The organism is Streptomyces sp. NPDC048506 (genome assembly GCF_040651315.1).
Taxonomy (GTDB): Bacteria; Actinomycetota; Actinomycetes; order Streptomycetales; family Streptomycetaceae; genus Streptomyces.
Window position 1 is genome coordinate 1 of sequence record NZ_JBEZIX010000063.1, and the last position, 14,820, is coordinate 14,820.

General features: G+C 69.5%; 15 protein-coding genes and 1 pseudogene. 13 read left to right on the forward strand and 3 right to left on the reverse strand.

The genetic code is table 11. From position 1 onward, the window contains the following. Together AB0C96_RS36570 and AB0C96_RS36575 are read right to left on the reverse strand one after the other, a co-directional pair. Nucleotides 1-873 (reverse strand): HAMP domain-containing protein (locus AB0C96_RS36570; RefSeq protein WP_362923731.1); only part of this gene is annotated, 873 nt, incomplete at its 3' end. 65 nt (nt 874-938) lie between these two features. After that, a complete protein-coding gene (locus AB0C96_RS36575; protein WP_362923733.1) occupies nt 939-1,613 on the reverse strand; it encodes a response regulator transcription factor in 675 nt (224 codons plus the stop codon). A gap of 135 nt (nt 1,614-1,748) precedes the next feature. Between AB0C96_RS36575 and AB0C96_RS36580 the strand changes: the two genes are divergently transcribed. From AB0C96_RS36580 to AB0C96_RS36625, 10 genes are all read left to right on the forward strand, one after another. Next, nucleotides 1,749-2,441 (forward strand): DUF4956 domain-containing protein, encoded by a 693-nt coding sequence (locus AB0C96_RS36580; RefSeq protein WP_362923735.1) that lies wholly within the window; start codon nt 1,749-1,751, stop codon nt 2,439-2,441. Continuing rightward, complete coding sequence (locus AB0C96_RS36585; RefSeq protein ID WP_362923737.1) at nt 2,438-3,280, forward strand: polyphosphate polymerase domain-containing protein; 843 nt, start codon at nt 2,438-2,440, stop codon at nt 3,278-3,280. The genes AB0C96_RS36580 and AB0C96_RS36585 overlap by 4 nt, the downstream gene beginning before the upstream one ends. Beyond that, entirely contained in the window at nt 3,277-4,155 is an 879-nt protein-coding gene (locus AB0C96_RS36590) for a phosphatase PAP2 family protein (RefSeq protein WP_362923739.1), read from the forward strand. Before AB0C96_RS36585 ends, AB0C96_RS36590 begins: the two co-directional genes overlap by 4 nt. 97 nt (nt 4,156-4,252) lie before the next feature. Next, nucleotides 4,253-5,683 (forward strand): hypothetical protein, encoded by a 1,431-nt coding sequence (locus AB0C96_RS36595; RefSeq protein WP_362923741.1) that lies wholly within the window; start codon nt 4,253-4,255, stop codon nt 5,681-5,683. A 169-nt stretch (nt 5,684-5,852) separates the two neighbouring features. Then, nucleotides 5,853-6,977 carry an MFS transporter gene (locus AB0C96_RS36600; protein ID WP_362923798.1) on the forward strand — a complete coding sequence of 375 codons (1,125 nt, stop codon included), beginning with the start codon at nt 5,853-5,855 and terminating at the stop codon, nt 6,975-6,977. Nucleotides 6,978-7,177: 200 nt separating this feature from the next. Next, nucleotides 7,178-7,333: a DUF6223 family protein gene (locus AB0C96_RS36605; RefSeq protein WP_362923743.1), complete on the forward strand. Its 156-nt coding sequence runs from the start codon at nt 7,178-7,180 to the stop codon at nt 7,331-7,333. A gap of 393 nt (nt 7,334-7,726) precedes the next feature. Beyond that, nucleotides 7,727-8,422, forward strand: a complete 696-nt coding sequence (locus AB0C96_RS36610) for a transposase (protein ID WP_362923745.1) — start codon at nt 7,727-7,729, stop codon at nt 8,420-8,422. A gap of 5 nt (nt 8,423-8,427) precedes the next feature. Further along, nucleotides 8,428-9,078 carry an erythromycin esterase family protein gene (locus AB0C96_RS36615; RefSeq protein WP_362923747.1) on the forward strand — a complete coding sequence of 217 codons (651 nt, stop codon included), beginning with the start codon at nt 8,428-8,430 and terminating at the stop codon, nt 9,076-9,078. A gap of 46 nt (nt 9,079-9,124) precedes the next feature. Then, nucleotides 9,125-9,760 carry a TetR/AcrR family transcriptional regulator gene (locus tag AB0C96_RS36620; protein WP_362923749.1) on the forward strand — a complete coding sequence of 212 codons (636 nt, stop codon included), beginning with the start codon at nt 9,125-9,127 and terminating at the stop codon, nt 9,758-9,760. Continuing rightward, nucleotides 9,757-11,157 (forward strand): carotenoid oxygenase family protein, encoded by a 1,401-nt coding sequence (locus AB0C96_RS36625; RefSeq protein ID WP_362923751.1) that lies wholly within the window; start codon nt 9,757-9,759, stop codon nt 11,155-11,157. The genes AB0C96_RS36620 and AB0C96_RS36625 overlap by 4 nt, the downstream gene beginning before the upstream one ends. 292 nt (nt 11,158-11,449) lie before the next feature. On the opposite strand, the pseudogene AB0C96_RS36630 reads toward AB0C96_RS36625, so the two are convergent. Next, a pseudogene (locus AB0C96_RS36630) lies at nt 11,450-12,190 on the reverse strand (IS630 family transposase); the annotation flags it as partial. Between the two features lie 46 nt (nt 12,191-12,236). Between AB0C96_RS36630 and AB0C96_RS36635 the strand changes: the two are divergent. The 3 genes from AB0C96_RS36635 to AB0C96_RS36645 all read left to right on the forward strand — a co-directional run bounded on the left by AB0C96_RS36635 (nt 12,237) and on the right by AB0C96_RS36645 (nt 14,720). Next, nucleotides 12,237-12,908, forward strand: coding sequence for an alkaline phosphatase family protein (locus tag AB0C96_RS36635; RefSeq protein ID WP_362923800.1), 672 nt, complete (start codon nt 12,237-12,239; stop codon nt 12,906-12,908). Nucleotides 12,909-13,170: 262 nt separating this feature from the next. Further along, on the forward strand, nt 13,171-13,923 hold the full coding sequence (locus AB0C96_RS36640; RefSeq protein ID WP_362923753.1) for a hypothetical protein: 753 nt from the start codon (nt 13,171-13,173) through the stop codon (nt 13,921-13,923). Between the two features lie 239 nt (nt 13,924-14,162). Further along, complete coding sequence (locus tag AB0C96_RS36645; protein ID WP_362923755.1) at nt 14,163-14,720, forward strand: helix-turn-helix transcriptional regulator; 558 nt, start codon at nt 14,163-14,165, stop codon at nt 14,718-14,720. The last annotated feature ends 100 nt before the right edge of the window (nt 14,721-14,820 follow it).

The following is a 14,820-nucleotide window of genomic DNA, read 5'->3' on the forward strand; positions in this document are numbered from 1 at the left end:
GGTGTTGGACAGTGCGATCAGACGTTGGACCTCGGTGTCCACCGACCGTACGGTGTCGGTCAGTTCGGCGGCGCTACGGGGCCGGTGCAGGGCGACGTCGAGTTCGGCGCGGAGCAGGGTGAGCGGGGTGCGCAGTTCATGGCTGGCGTCGGCGATGAACTGGTGCTCGCGTGCGGCGGAGGCTTCCAGGCGGTCGAGCATGCGGTTGAGGGTGTGGCCGAGGCGGGTGAGTTCGTCGTCGCGGTCGGTGGGGACGGGCAGGCGCAGCCCTTGGGCGCCGTCGGCGAGGGTTGCGGCACCGCGTCGGTAGCGCTCTACGGGGCCGAGGGCTGCACGGGCGGTGCGGTAGCCGACGTAGGAGGCGGCGAGCAGGGTCAGCCCGGAGGCGATGCCGAGCTGGCCGAGCAGCTCGCGCAGGGCCTCGTCGCGGTGGCCACGCTGGAGGGCGACGACGGCGGCCACCGTGTGCTTGCCTTCGGCGACGCGGACGTCCTTGGCCTGGAGCCGCATTGGGTGGGGGGTGATGGGGAGCAGGGCGCCGATGTCGCGGCGTACGGTGTGGCCCCCGGAAGCGGAAGTGAGTTCCGCGGGGGTGAGCAGCTGCTCGTGGCGTACGGAGCCGCTGGCCCGGATCACCCGGCCATGTACGTCGAGCACCTGATAGAGGCTGCCCGCGGGCCCCGGTGGAGGCATTTGGCCCGCGCGCAGGGCCCGGTCCAGGCTGTGCTGGTATTTGGCGAGATCGCCGTCCAGCTGCTGGTCGAGGGCGTACTGAACCCGCCAGTACACGAGTGCGGCGGTGCCGCTGAGGACGACGGACATGGCCAGGGCCACGGCGAGCACGAGCCGTAGCACGATCGGCATGCGGCGCATGCGGGCCCGTACTCCGTGGCGGACTCTCGCCCGCGCGTCCCCGAGGAGGCCGCTCGCCCGAGGTTTCATGCACCGGCCTCCAGCCGGTAGCCGACCCCGCGCAGGGTGGAGATGCTGCTACGCCCGAAGGCCCGGTCGACCTTGGCGCGTACCTTGGAGACGTGTACGTCGATGGCGTTGCTCCGCAGGTCGGTCTCGCCGTCCCACACCTCGTCGAGCAGCCGGAGGCGGCTCACGACGCGGCCGGCGTTCTCCATGAGGACGCGGAGCACCGCGAACTCCCGCCGGGACAAGTCGAGTTCGGTGCCGGCCCGCCAGGCGCGCTGCTGCTCGGGGTCCAGGACGAGGTCGCCGACCTCCAGCCTTCCGCCGGGCTCGGCCGGCCTGCGGCGGGAGATCGCCCGCAGCCGGGCGTCCAGCTCCTCCATCGCGAACGGCTTGACGACGTAGTCGTCCGCCCCGGCGTCCAGGCCCGCGACGCGTTCGCTGACCGCGCCGCGGGCGGTCAGCAGGATCACCGGCACGTCATTGCCTTCGCGGCGCAGCGTGCGGCACACCTCGACGCCGTCCATGCCGGGCAGCATCACGTCCAAGACGATCGCGTCCAACTGCGGGTCGCGGGCAGCGTCCAGCCCGGTGGGACCGTCGTGGCGGCCCTCGGCAGTGTGACCGGACTCCCGCAGATAGCGGACGATCAGTTCGACCAGGCGTATCTCGTCGTCGACGACCAGGATGTGCACACCCGGCAGCGTATCTCTGGGTAAGACCGACCCTTTGCGGCACCGGAAGGCCAGGAACTCTTCATGGTCTCTTCATGTGAAATCCCTAGCGTCCTTCCCACTGCGCCTGCATGGCGCGGAGGGAGGGAAGGGTTCATGAACGGCCATATCGGCGATATCGTCCATGTCGGTGATCTCGGCGTGCTCGCGGCGAAAGGATTCTCCGCCGCCTCCGTCACCCCGACGGGCCTGGTCACTCGCGGCGGCCTCGATGTGATCGCGCTGATGATATTGGTCGGCTGGCTCTACCGGCGCCGCCGCCCCTCGCCGGAGATGCCCCTCGTCCTGACCGCGCTGAACATCGGGCTCTTCGCCGCCATGGCCGCGATCAGTGCGGGGAAGTTCCCGTCCGGAGTCGGCTTCGGGCTCTTCGGCCTGCTCTCGCTCGTACGGCTGCGCAGTGCCGCCTTCACGCTCAAGGACGTCGCCTACACCTTCGCGGCGCTGGTCATCGCGCTGTGCAGCGGGCTGCCGCAGCGCGAGACCTGGCTCGTCGTCGCGCTGAACGCGGTGGTGCTGCTCGCGGTCCTGGTGGTGGACGATCCCCGTGCGCACCGCCCCACCCGCGTGCTGAAGCTGACCCTCGACCGGATCTACGAGAGCCCCGCCGAGGTCCGCGACGACGTGACGATCCGGCTCGGGCAGGAGCCGCTGGCGGTCGTGATCGACGAGATCGACTACGTACGGGAGACCACGCGCGTCGCCGTCCGTTACCCGGTCGACGAGGATGCCTGGACGCCGGAGCAGCCGGAGTCCCCGGTGGCCCGGACCGAGGGACAGCCCGCATGACCGCCACGGCCACCGCGACTGCGACAACGGCCACGTCCGCCGACCTCGCCGGACAGCTCGGCCTGCACGACCTGCCCGGCGCGACCCTCGCCCAGGTCGACGGGGCCGCCGCCCTTCAGCACCGCGTGGACCGCAAGTACCTCGTCCCTGCCGAAACCGCGCGCCGCCTGGTTGCGGCCCTCGCCGGCAGTCACCACGTCCTGGACCTCGGCGGCCGCCGCACAACCGGCTACCTCAGCACGTACTTCGACACCCCCGGGCTCGACGCCTGGCGGGCGCACGTCCAGGGCCGCCGACGCCGCTGGAAGGTCCGCACCCGGCTCTACGCCGAGGACGGCCTGTGCCAGGTCGAGGTCAAGACCAAGGACGGACGCGGCGCGACGGTCAAGCACGTCCTCAAGGCCACGGCCGAGGACTACGGCCGCCTGGACAGTGAGGCCGCCGGCTTCGTCGATGCCGTGCTCGCCGCCGCAGGGCCGGTCGGTGTCACCGCCGCGGACCTGGTCCCGGCCGCCGAAGTCACCTACGTGCGGGCGGCCTTGGCCGATCTGGACGCCGGGACACGCGTCACGCTCGACGGCCGGCTCGCCTGCCATCGCGGTGGGCGCAGCGCACTGCTCGACGCCTCGTACGTCCTCGTCGAGACCAAGGGCGCCGCTCGCCCGGCCCCCGCCGACCGGGTGCTGGTCGGCCTCGGCGCCCGCCCGGTCTCCCTCAGCAAGTACATCGTCGGGCTCTCGCTCCTCGTGCCCGGCCTTCCCGACAACTCCGTCCGCCGCCTGGCGCGTACCCGCTTCCACACGGTGCCGGGTGCGGCCGAAAGGAACGCAGCCGCATGACCGCCCTCCGCCGCATCAAGTGGCAGTACGCCCTCATCGCCGTCGTCGCCGCGGCCGCCGCCGCTTTCGGGCTGCTCGCCACGCCCGCGTCTCCGCTCGCTGTGTCGGGCAAGAAGTCCAAGCCCGGCGCGACCGCGCGTATCAAGGCCAGCCCGCCGCCGCAGCTCTTCACCGATGCGCAGGTGGCGCCCCTCGCCAAGGAAGTGGCCGCGCAACAGAAGACCGCCGACGCGCTCTTCGCCGAGTGGAAGAAGGAGCACGGCGCCACCCGCGACGACAGCGCGTTCACCGCGTGGGCCGTCGCGAAGGTGCCCGCGCCGCCCTCGGCCAAGGACCGTACCGCCGAACTGCACCAGGTCCAGCAGCTCGCCAAGACCCGTACCACCGCCGGGAAGAAGGCCGCCACCTGGCTGGAGATCCACGGCAAGAAGGACATCTGGAAGCTCTACCTCCACGACCAGCGCGAACTGCTCCCGAAGACCGAAGGGGACGCGGACAAGGCCCAGCTGAAGGCCGCGCTCAAGCTCGCCAAGGCCCTCAGCGAGAAGCTGGCAGCCCGCTATCACCAGTCGGCACCCTACGTCCTCGACCCCTCCCTGCGCACCGACAAGCACCTCACCACCGGCCAGAAGTGCCCCTGCTCCTACCCCTCCCACCACGGCGCCGCCTCGGCCACCGCCGTCACCTTCCTCACCGCCCTCGACCCGCACCGCGCCGACGAATACCGCTCCATGCAGTCGCAGGTCCTCTACTCCCGCCTCTACATGGCCGGGCACGTCACCAGCGACATCACCGCCGGCGCGCTGCTCGGCGACCTCGTCGGCGACTACGCACTCCTCGCCAACGGCCACACCACATCGGCCGCGGCCAAGTAGTTCCAGCTGTTCGGCCGTGGATGCCACCCAGCGGATACGCATACGGCTGCCCCGGGGCCGCCTGGGGCGGGTCTCCGCCTGCCATTCCGGTTGGCTCGTGGTTATCGCCCTCGCCTTCACCCTCTCCCAGCTGGTATTCGTCCCACCTCACATGGGGCTCGGCTGGGACGAGACGGTGTACATCAGCCAGGTCAGCCCGCACATCCCGGCCGCGTACTTCAGCGCCCCACGGGCGCGCGGCACATCGCTGCTGGTCGCCCCGGTGACCGCGGTGACCTCCTCCACGACCGCTCTGCGCGTCTACCTCGCCGTCCTGTCAGGCGCCGGGCTGTTCACCGCGCTGCGGGTGTGGCGCAGGCTGCGCCCGGCCGGGGTGCTCGCCCTGGCCGGGCTGCTGTTCGCCGGACTGTGGGTGACACAGCTCTACGGCTCGCAGGCGATGCCCAACCTGTGGGTCGCCCTGGTGGGACTCGCCGCAGTGGGCGGATTCCTCCGGGCGGCGTCCGACCCGGGCGACCGCGCCGCGCTGATCATCCTGGGGGCGGGCCTCGCGGTGGTGGCACTGCTGCGTCCGCCCGACGCGGTGTGGCTCGCAGTGCCGTTGGCTGCCGCGGCAGTAGTGATGCGCGGTCGGGTGGGCGGCCGGGTGGGTGGTTGGCCCGGGCTCGTCCTGCTCGCCGTCATCGCCGCTGGTCTCGCCGTGGGCGGCGCCGAGTGGATCGTCGAGTCCTACCTGCACTACGGCGGCGTACTCGGCCGTCTGCACCGCTCCGGCCAGATAGAAGGCGGCATCGGATGGCACTTCGCCCTCGGTGACGAGCTGCGAACCCTCAACGGTCGCCGGGAGCTGTGCCGCCCCTGCCACGGACCGTGGCGCGACCGTGCCGACTCCCTGTGGTGGTTCGCCCTGCCCGTGGTCATCACGGCCGGATTTGTCGCCGCCGCACGCGCCCGCCGCCTCGCCACATCGCTGCTGCCCGCACTGTGCGCGATAGCGATCGCGGTGCCCTACCTGTTCCTCATCGACTACGCCGCACCCCGCTTCCTGCTCCCCGCCTACGCCCTCCTGGCCATCCCGGCCGCAGACTGCTTCACCCACCTGGCCACGGGCGTACGGCCCGCACTACGCCCCGCCACCACCGCCCTCGTCATCGCATTGGTCGCGACCCAACTGGCCACCCAGCACCTCGTCCTCACCCGCGCCGTCCACATCGCCTCCGCCGGAAACAGCGACTACGAACGCATCGCCGCCGACCTGCGCGACCTCGGCATACGCCCGCCCTGCCTGATCACCGGGCGACTGGCCACCCCGGTCGGCTACCACGCCCGCTGCGCCTCCGCGCAGCCCTCCGGCCACAACCGCAACACCACCCTCGCCCAGATCCTCAAAACCGCCGAACACGAACCGGTCGCCGTCCTCGTACGCCCCGGCCACCGACCACCCCACTACGCACGCGACTGGCCGTCGTATGGCCTCCCGGGCCTACGCGTCCACACCGGGTACCACGTCTACGTGTCGCCACGGTGAGCGAGGCATCCGGCATCCCGAATCCGAGATGATCCCGAGAGGGTGCGGAGCTTTGGACTCCGAGCCTGCTGCCGTTCCTACATTCCTGCGTTCCTGCCCTGGCCGAGAGGAACTCCCTCACATGCCCTCCCCCGCATCCCAAGGCACCGCCGGGGCCGCGCGTTGGCGGATGTGGCCGCTGTACGCAGCCGGGTTCACCACCGCCTTCGGCGCGCACGGCATCGCCGCCAATCTGGGCACCTACACCTCCCACCGCCTGGAGTCCCTGCTGGTGCTGGGCGGTCTGCTCGCTCTGTACGACGGAGCCGAGGTGCTGCTCAAACCGGTCTTCGGCACGCTGGCGGACCGGATCGGCGCACGCCCGGTGCTGCTCGGCGGACTGATCGGCTTCGCCCTGGCATCTGCCGCGTTCGTCGTGGCCGACAACACCGGGCTGCTGTGGCTGGCCCGACTGGGCCAGGGCGCGGCCGCCTCCGCCTTCTCACCCTCGGCAAGCGCCCTGGTGGCACGGCTGAACCCGCAGGCCAGACACGGACGGGCATTCGGCTCGTACGGCTTCTACAAGGGCCTGGGCTATACAGCGGGGCCGGTGCTGGGTGGCGTGGTGGTGTACGCAGGCGGCCTGGCGCTGCTGTTCGCGGTCATGGCTGTCCTCGCCGCGGCCGTAGCGGCGTGGGCGGCAGTCGCGGTGCCTGTCGTGCCGCCGCTGCCACGTACGCGGCAGACTGTGGTCGACCTGGCCAGGCGACTGGGCCAAGGCAGCTTCCTGCGACCGACCGCCGCGCTGGCAGGCGCCGCCGCGGCTCTGTCTGCCGGAGTGGGTTTCCTTCCGGTATCGGGGGCGGCGGCAGGGTTGGGGCCGGTGGCCACAGGCGCCGCGATCTCGCTCCTGGCCGCCTGCGCTGCGGCGGTGCAGCCGCGCGCCGGCCGGGCTCTGGACACCGGGCGGATCACCACTGGCGCAGGCATCGGCACAGGACTGCTGATCACCGCCGCGGGCCTGTTCTCCGCGATGCTTCCCGGGCTGGTGGGAGTGCTTCTGGGAGCGGTACTGATCGGCGTCGGCACCGGGCTGATCACCCCACTGGGCTTCGCCGCGCTCGCCTCGTCCACACCGCCCGAGCGTCTTGGGCAGACCATGGGCGCCGCCGAACTCGGCCGCGAACTCGGCGACGCCGGGGGCCCGTTGCTGGTGGGAGGCGTCGCCGTGGCCGCCTCCCTGACCTCGGGCTACGCAGCCCTTGCGGCCATCCTCGCCTCGGCACCGCTGGCTTTGACCCGCCGTGGCACGTAGCAACAACCAGGCGCCGAGTCGCTGGCGTGCGGTCTTTCCTGGAGTGGGTGACGGGAATCGAACCAGCGCTCTGAGCTTGGGAATCACGGGGTCCCGAATGAGGTCCGGGCAGGATCGACACTTGCGTAGGCGTCATTTGCGCAGGCCAGCGCTTTGTGTCGGTAGGTTTCGCATGGTCTCGGGTGGGCTCGGGGAGCGGGATGGCTCCCGTCGGCGGCACGCTGAATCTGGCCGTCGCCGACGGTGGTCCCGGCACCGGGAACGGAGTGATTGGTGGTGCCGCGGCCCTGGTGTTGGGGCTGATCGCCACTGCCCTCGGCTGGCTGGCTCGGGCCCGCTCACGCCGCACCAACTGACCGCAGCCGCCACGAGCGCGCGTTCGGGTCTGCCTGAAGACGATCAGATGTCGCCGAGTACCAGCACTGTCGGAACTCGTGAACCGTTCGACTTGCTGGCGGACGCTGGCTGCCGCCCAAACCGGTGAACAAGCGCTGCCCGTACGTTCTCGCGTACAAAGCCAGGTGTCCGCTGTCATCCAATCAAGGCGTTTGACAGCGAACCCAGCCGTTTCGGCTTCTATGACAGCGAACCCAGTCGTGCGGGGTGAGCGCGCTGGCAACTGCGGGAGGATCTCGGTGAGTTCGTCGCCGAGGTGTTCTCCTCGCTGAAGCGCAAGGATCAGCGGAGGTGGGGGGGACTGCTACCTGCGCGGGCTGATGCTGGACGGGCGACGCAAGTCCGTCCAGCCGATGGCCGAGCGGCTGCCGGACGGCAATATGCAGGCATTGCAGCAGTTCGTGAGTCAGTCGCCATGGGACCACACTCCGGTTCTTCGGGCCGTCGCCGTGAAGACGGCCGGGGCGATCGTCCCGGAGGCGTGGGTGATCGACGACACCTCCTTCCCCAAAGCGGGAGACCAGTCGGTCGGGGCGGCCCGGCAATGGTGCGGGGCGGGGGCAAGAAGTCGGGCGGGAGTTCCCAAGGAAGTGGGGCACCGGGAGAAGCGGCGGCTGGCCCTGGATGCGATCGACGAGGCACTTCGGTGGGGCCTGGCCGGCCGGATCGTCGTGGCCGACGCGGGATATGACCACATGCATGCCTTCCGCGCCGGCCTGGTCGAGCGGGGCTTGGACTACGTGGTCGCCGTTCGCTCGGACACCAGTGCCCGTCCCGGCAAAGCGGTGCCGACAGTGCCGGACCGAGCCGGGCGGACGGGCGCCCCACCACTGCCGCGTTACCGCGATCCAGCCCAGTCACTGAAGGGCATGGTCATGGCCGCCGGACGGCGTCAGTTGCGTCGTTGCACCTGGCGGCAGGGCAGCCGGGGTGCGATGACCAGCCGATTCATGGCAATGGAGGTCCGCCCGGCCGGCGTCGCAGCAAAGAAGGCCACGCTGGAAAAGGCCGGCGGACGTGCCGACTGGGACGGTTGCTCAACCGTGTAACGGTGATGCGGGACACCTACATCGAGCGCGGCGGCCGCACGGCCTACGAGGATGCGCTTGCCGACGTTCGGGGGGGCCTGGCGCAACGATCAGATGCAATGTGCGATGGCGGAATTGCTCGGCGGCACACCGGACGCCGCCGACCTCGGCGCCGTGACCGCCACCTGGCCGACAGCGTGCTGCAACTGCTCGACCGGTCTGCGCCCGACACCCGGATCGTGGTCACTGCTCACAACGCCCCTGTCCAGCGCCCCGTCAACCCTGAGGGTGGTCCCCTTGCTCGTGTGTCCATGGGGCACCCGCTCGCCAAGGCGTTGGGAGCGGAGTACGTGTCGGTGGCGTTGACCAGCGGCGGTGGCCGGACCGTGATGAACGTACCGGACCCGGCGCACCCGGCGGGGATGCGCCAGTCCGCTGCAGGTGCTCCTCAGGCACCGCCTGACAGCGTGGAGGCCCTGTTCGTGGGCGTGCCGGAAGCGCAGGCGATGGTCGTGACCCGCGCACTGCGCACGCACGCCCGACGACACGGTCTGCCGGAGCCGACCCGCATCCGCATCCGCATGGACGACGGCTTCCTGCCGGTGCCTGTCTCGGACGCCTATGACGAGGTGGTGAGCGTCCCGCGCGCCGCGCTCAGCGCGGACTTGACCGAGTAGACCCCGGAGTCGGTAACACTGTTTCTATTGGGCTACAGTGTTGCTCATGAGCACGCTCTATCAAGACGCGCTACGGGCCGGCCAGGACGCCGTGCGCACCACGATCCTCGATTGCGCCATCAACCTGCTGGTCACGGACGGGCCCGCCGCGTTGACCATGCGGCGGATCGCCACCGACATCGGCTCCTCGACCAAGGTCCTCTACACCATGTTCGGTGGCAAGGAAGGGCTGATCGATGCGCTGTACCGGGAGGGCTTCGCGCGGCTGCGCCGGGTTCAGGAACAAGTACCGCGTACGGAAGACCCGTTGACGCACCTCACCCATCTCGGGGCGGCCTATCGGGAGCACGCGCTCGCCGAACCGGCCTACTACCGGGTCATGTTCGAGCAGACCGTACCGAGCTTCCGGCCGAGCGCGGAGGCCCTCGCCGTCGCCGAGACCGCCTTCGACACCTCTGCCGCCGCCGTGGCCGCCTGCATGGAGGCCGGGATCTTCCAGCCGGGCGATGCCCGTGAGGTGTCAAAGATCTTCTGGGCGGCATCGCACGGCGCGGTGAGTTTGGAGATCGCCGGACATTTCACGCCGGAGGACGGTGGTCGGCGCTATGACGCGCTGATGGCGGCCGTGGCACGGGCGCTCAGCACCCAGCACGAGTCGAAGAACGAAGGGCAAGGAACATGACCACCACGCGCAACCGCTACCTGTCGGGGAACTTCGCCCCGGTCACCGAGGAAGTCACCGCCTACGACCTGCCCGTGACCGGGCGGATTCCGACCCATCTCAACGGCCGCTATCTCCGCAACGGCCCCAACCCACTGGGCATCGAGGACGTCGCCACGCACATCTGGACCCTCGGCGCGGGTATGGTCCACGGGGTCCGCATACGGGACGGGCGCGCCGAGTGGTACCGCAACCGCTGGGTCCGTTCCGGTACGGTCGCCGACCACCTCGGCGAGCCGCGCCGCGGCACCCCGCTCGACGAACAGTTGGACATCTCGCCGAACGTGCAGGTCGTGGGCTTCGCAGGCAGTACCTTCGCGCTCATCGAGGGCGGCATCCGCCCCTACGAACTCACCTACGAGCTGGAGACGGTGGGGCCCTGCGCCTTAGGGGCGACCCCGGAGGGGTACAGCGCCAACGCCCACTCCCTCTTCGACCCGCGCACCCGCGAACTGCACTCGCTCGCCTTCCGCTACGGTTCCGACAACGTCCAGCACATCGTGATGAACGACTCCGGCACGGTGCGGCGGACCACCACCATCCCGGTCCCCGGTAACCCGTACATGCACGACTTCGCGCTGACCGACCACTACGTGCTGCTCTTCGACTCACCCGTGGTGTTCAGCCCCGCGCATCTGTCCACCGGGGTGCCGTTCACCTGGGATGACCGCCGGGGCGCGCGCGTGGGGGTACTGCCGCGCGAGGGTGGCGAGGTGCGCTGGTTCGGGCTCACACCGAGCCTGGTGGGGCACACCCTCAACGCGTACGAGAGGCCGCACGAGGACCTGCGCGGGTCGGGCACGGGCGGTTGTGACATCGTCGTCGATGTGATCCGGCATCCCGAAGGGTTCGACATCAGGGACGTCGGGTCCAGTCGGCCCACACTGGACCGGTGGACGATCGACCTGACGGCGGGGACGGTCCGGGAAGAACGCCTCGATGACCGGGTACAGGAATTCCCCCGCCTCAACTCCCGCTATACGGGACGCCCTTACCGGTACGGCTACGCCGCAGCGGTCGAGCTCTACGCCCCGCCCGCCGGCCCGGAAGACGACCGGCCGGACGAGGGGTTCAGCAATGCGCTGCTCAAACACGATCTGAGCCGGGGAACGACGGAAGCGCACGAGTTCGGGCGGGACGCCGCCGTAGGGGAGGGGGTGTTCGTCGCGGCGGAGTCGCCGGCGGCGGAGGATGACGGGTACGTCATGGCGTACGTCTTCAACCCGGAGCGGTCCGCATCCGACCTGGTGATCCTCCCTGCACAGGACTTCAGCGGCGAACCGGTCGCCCGGATCCACCTGCCGGTGCGGGTGCCGTTGGGTCTGCACGGGAGCTGGGTTCCGGGGGAAGACCGGTGAACGGGGGCCGTCGACCGGGCTGCCTGGCCTGGCCGTAGCGCTCCGGAACGAGGGGTGGTTGGTCGCCTGGGAGCCGCTTGTAGTTGCCGGATAAGGCCGCGGCGTCGCCTGAGGCGCACCTGCCCGCGTACCCGCCCACGTACGTGACGGCGGCGACAAGGCCGCACCTGCTCAGTGGTCATGCTCAGTGCTCGGTGGTCAGGGGTGCAGGACGCTTCAGGGCGCCTTTCCCGGCCCTGGGGGCCTAGTCACACGCACGTTAGCCGGTTGTCAACGCAGCGGCAGCCTTGCGCTAGTGTCCTGCGCCAGGAATTCGATCAAGATATGAGGCGAGGCGGTCGAGGATCTCGTCAGCGGTCTTCGTCCAGACGAAGGGTTTGGGGTCCTCGTTCCATTTTTTGATCCAGGTGCGGATGTCCTTCTCCAGAGCCAGGAGGTTCTTGTGGACGCCGCGGCGGATCTGCTTGTCCGTCAGGAGTCGGAACCACCGCTCGACTTGGTTGAGCCAGGACGAGTAGGTGGGGGTGAAGTGCAGTTGGAAACGCGGATGCGCCTCCAGCCACTTCTTGATCGTCGGGGACTTGTGGGTGCTGTAGTTGTCGCAGATCAGGTGCACAGCCAGGCCCTGGGGGACCTCGCGGTCGAGGTTGGCGAGGAACTTCTTGAACTCAACGGCACGGTGGCGGCGGTGGATTGAGCTGATGACCTCGCCGGTGGTCACGTCGAGTGCGGCGAAGAGGGTGGTGATGCCGTGGCGGAGGTAGTCGTGGGTGCGGCGTTCGGGCATGCCCGGCATCATCGGCAGCACTGGTGCAGAGCGGTCCAGTGCCTGGATCTGGCTCTTTTCGTCGACGCAGAGCACCAGCGCCTTCTCTGGTGGGTTGAGGTACAGGCCAACGACATCGCGGACCTTGTCGATGAACTGTGGGTCGCTGGACAGCTTGAAGGTGTCCACCTGGTGCGGCTTGAGGCCGAACGCCCGCCAGATCCGCCCCACGGTGGACTTCGACAGCCCGCTCTGTGCGGCCATGGACGCCCTCGACTGGATGGTCTACGGCTACAACCTCCTACCGCTGACCATGGCCGACTTCCCCGACACCCAGCAGGCCGATGCACAGCACTTCGGCCACTTCATCGACTTCAAGAACGCCTCCGCCGATGGCTCCCTGCCCGCGTTCGCCTTCTTGGAGCCCGCCTGGAAGCACGATGGAAACAGCCAACACCCCAACGATGATGTCGCGGCGGGTGAGCAGCTCATCCTCGACGTGTACAACGCGCTGCGCACCGGGCCGGACTGGGCCAAGACCCTGCTGGTCGTCACTTATGACGAGCACGGCGGCTGCTACGACCACGTGCCGCCGCCCGCCGGCGCGACACCGCCCACCCAAGAGGCCGGAGAGGCCGATTTCGACTTCACCCGGTTCGGGGTACGGGTACCCACCCTGCTGATCTCCCCGCGTATCGAGCCCGGGACCGTCTTCCGCGTTCCCGATGACAGCGTGCCGCTGGACCACACCTCAGTGCTCAAGACCATCGAACAGCGCTGGGATGTGCCCCCACTCACCGCCCGGGACGCCGCCGCCCCCGGCATCGGAGGAGTCCTGACGTTGGACAGACCCCGCGACGACAACCCTCTGGACGGTGTCATCGTCCCCGTCCCCAAGGGGGAGAACGCCGCCCGGGCCGTGCCCTCCCACCTCGAAGAGATCTACAACAGCCTCGTCGCCCACGACCTCCTCCCGAACCCCTGAGGGCTGCCGGCCTCCACTTCGCGAAGTGCCCTTCCGGGCGGAACGGGTGGTGGTCATCACGACATCGGACCGCATCTCATGCCGTCACTGCCCGTCACTGTCGGTGGTCATGCGATTCGGGTCTGACGCTGATCTTGTGAGGCGGTTCTCGGTGATCGATGGCGTTCAAGGAGGCGGTATCGGTGTTGGCTGTGGGGGCGGACCCGGTAGATTGGCGATCTTCGGGTGGCCGCAGTCTCCTGGAGTCCCAAAGGTAAACGCCATGACGAACCGCGACCGGACACCCGCACGACTTCGCCTCGACAGCGCGCTGGACGGCCTGAGCGCTGTCTTTCGCGGAATGACCGCCCACCCCGATGAAGACAACTGTGAATGTCACTGGGGAAGCGCGGAAGACCTCGCGCTGCTGAAGACGCCGGATACGGAGCTCGACCCCGACCTTCTGCGTCGCACCTGGCAGGCAACCGACTGGACCTACAAGGCTTCCGTGCTGCGTCGGATCCTGCCCCAGTTCGCCACGGCTCTCACCCGCGGCCTCGTCGCGCCTCTTTTCGGTATGGAGGAAGTCGGACTCACCTTCCACCGTGCCAAGTGGCAGCAGTGGCCCACCGAGCAGGCCGCAGCAGTGGAAGAATTCCTGCATGCCTGGTGGGCCCACGTCCTCACCGATCCCGACCCTGCCGTGCCGCCGTACGAAGTCCTCGCGCTGAACGCCGAAGCCTCCGCCACGCTCAGTCCGTGGCTCCACGCCTGGCAAACCCAGTCTCACCCCACGGCTGACCAGCACCTGGCGGAAGCAGTGACCCATTGGGAGGGCAAACTTCTTTGGGATCACCTCCCCTGGGACACCTGGCACGACGAGGACGACATGCGCGCCGGGCTGACAGCCTGGCTGCTGCTCCACGCCCCCGCTCGACTGCGGGCCCACGACGCTTCTGAAGAGCTGCTCCACCAGATACGGCTGCTCGGCCTCACCGGCCCCGACCGCTGGGAGGACCCACACTGGCCCGGGTAACGCTACTGAACCCCGAGCCGTGTGCCGCCACAGGCCCAGGCAACAGGGATGCCCGCCTGAACGGACCGCGTCACAAGACCAGCGAGAGGCCCGAATCGCAGAGTGGAGTGCAGCCGCTCGGTGCGCTGGCCGTACCTGCGGGTGAGGCCGGGGATCTGTTCCACGAAGGTCCGACGGGCGCACATGGTGTTGCGGCATCGGAACCGCCGAACTCGTAGGTCGACGAGGAGTTCAGTGCGTTGACCGGGCACCCGCCGCTGTCCCCCATACGCTTTGACTTCGCCCTGGACCTGGCCACGTCCAAGGGCCAGGCGGTGCGGCTACTGGTCCGTTCCCTCCTCGAACAGCTGGACTCGGGAGACCCCCTCTTCCAGCGCTCGGACGTGCAGCGCAGCCAGCCGCGGTCCATCGTCACCGCCCTGCTCCTGGCCCAACCGCACTCGCACACGGCCGAGTTGCGCGACGGTCCTCCACCCGACCACCCGCGTGCTGTGCGCGCAGCCCTCGCGTTCATCGAGCCGAACCTCACCGAGCACATCAGCCTCGGTGACATCGCTCAGGCCGCCCCGTGCAGCCCTCGCACCATCGGCTCGGCGTTCCGCAACCGGCTCGGCCTCTCGCCCCTGTCCTACGTCCGCCACCTGCGGCTCGACCGGATCCGTGAGGACATCCTCGCCTCGGCCGACCCCATCGGCACGATCGCCTACCGGTGGGGCGTCTCCCACCTTGGCCGCTTCGCGAGCGCGTATCGCGACCGCTTCGCCGAACTCCCCTCCGACACCGCAGCCCGAAGGTGACCAATGCGGCGCGGGACGCCGCCGAGATTCGCGAGCACCAGCCGGCCGCGCGGCGCCACCGCTCCGAAGAGACGGCGGGCGCCGCGTCGGCCCTGCTGAG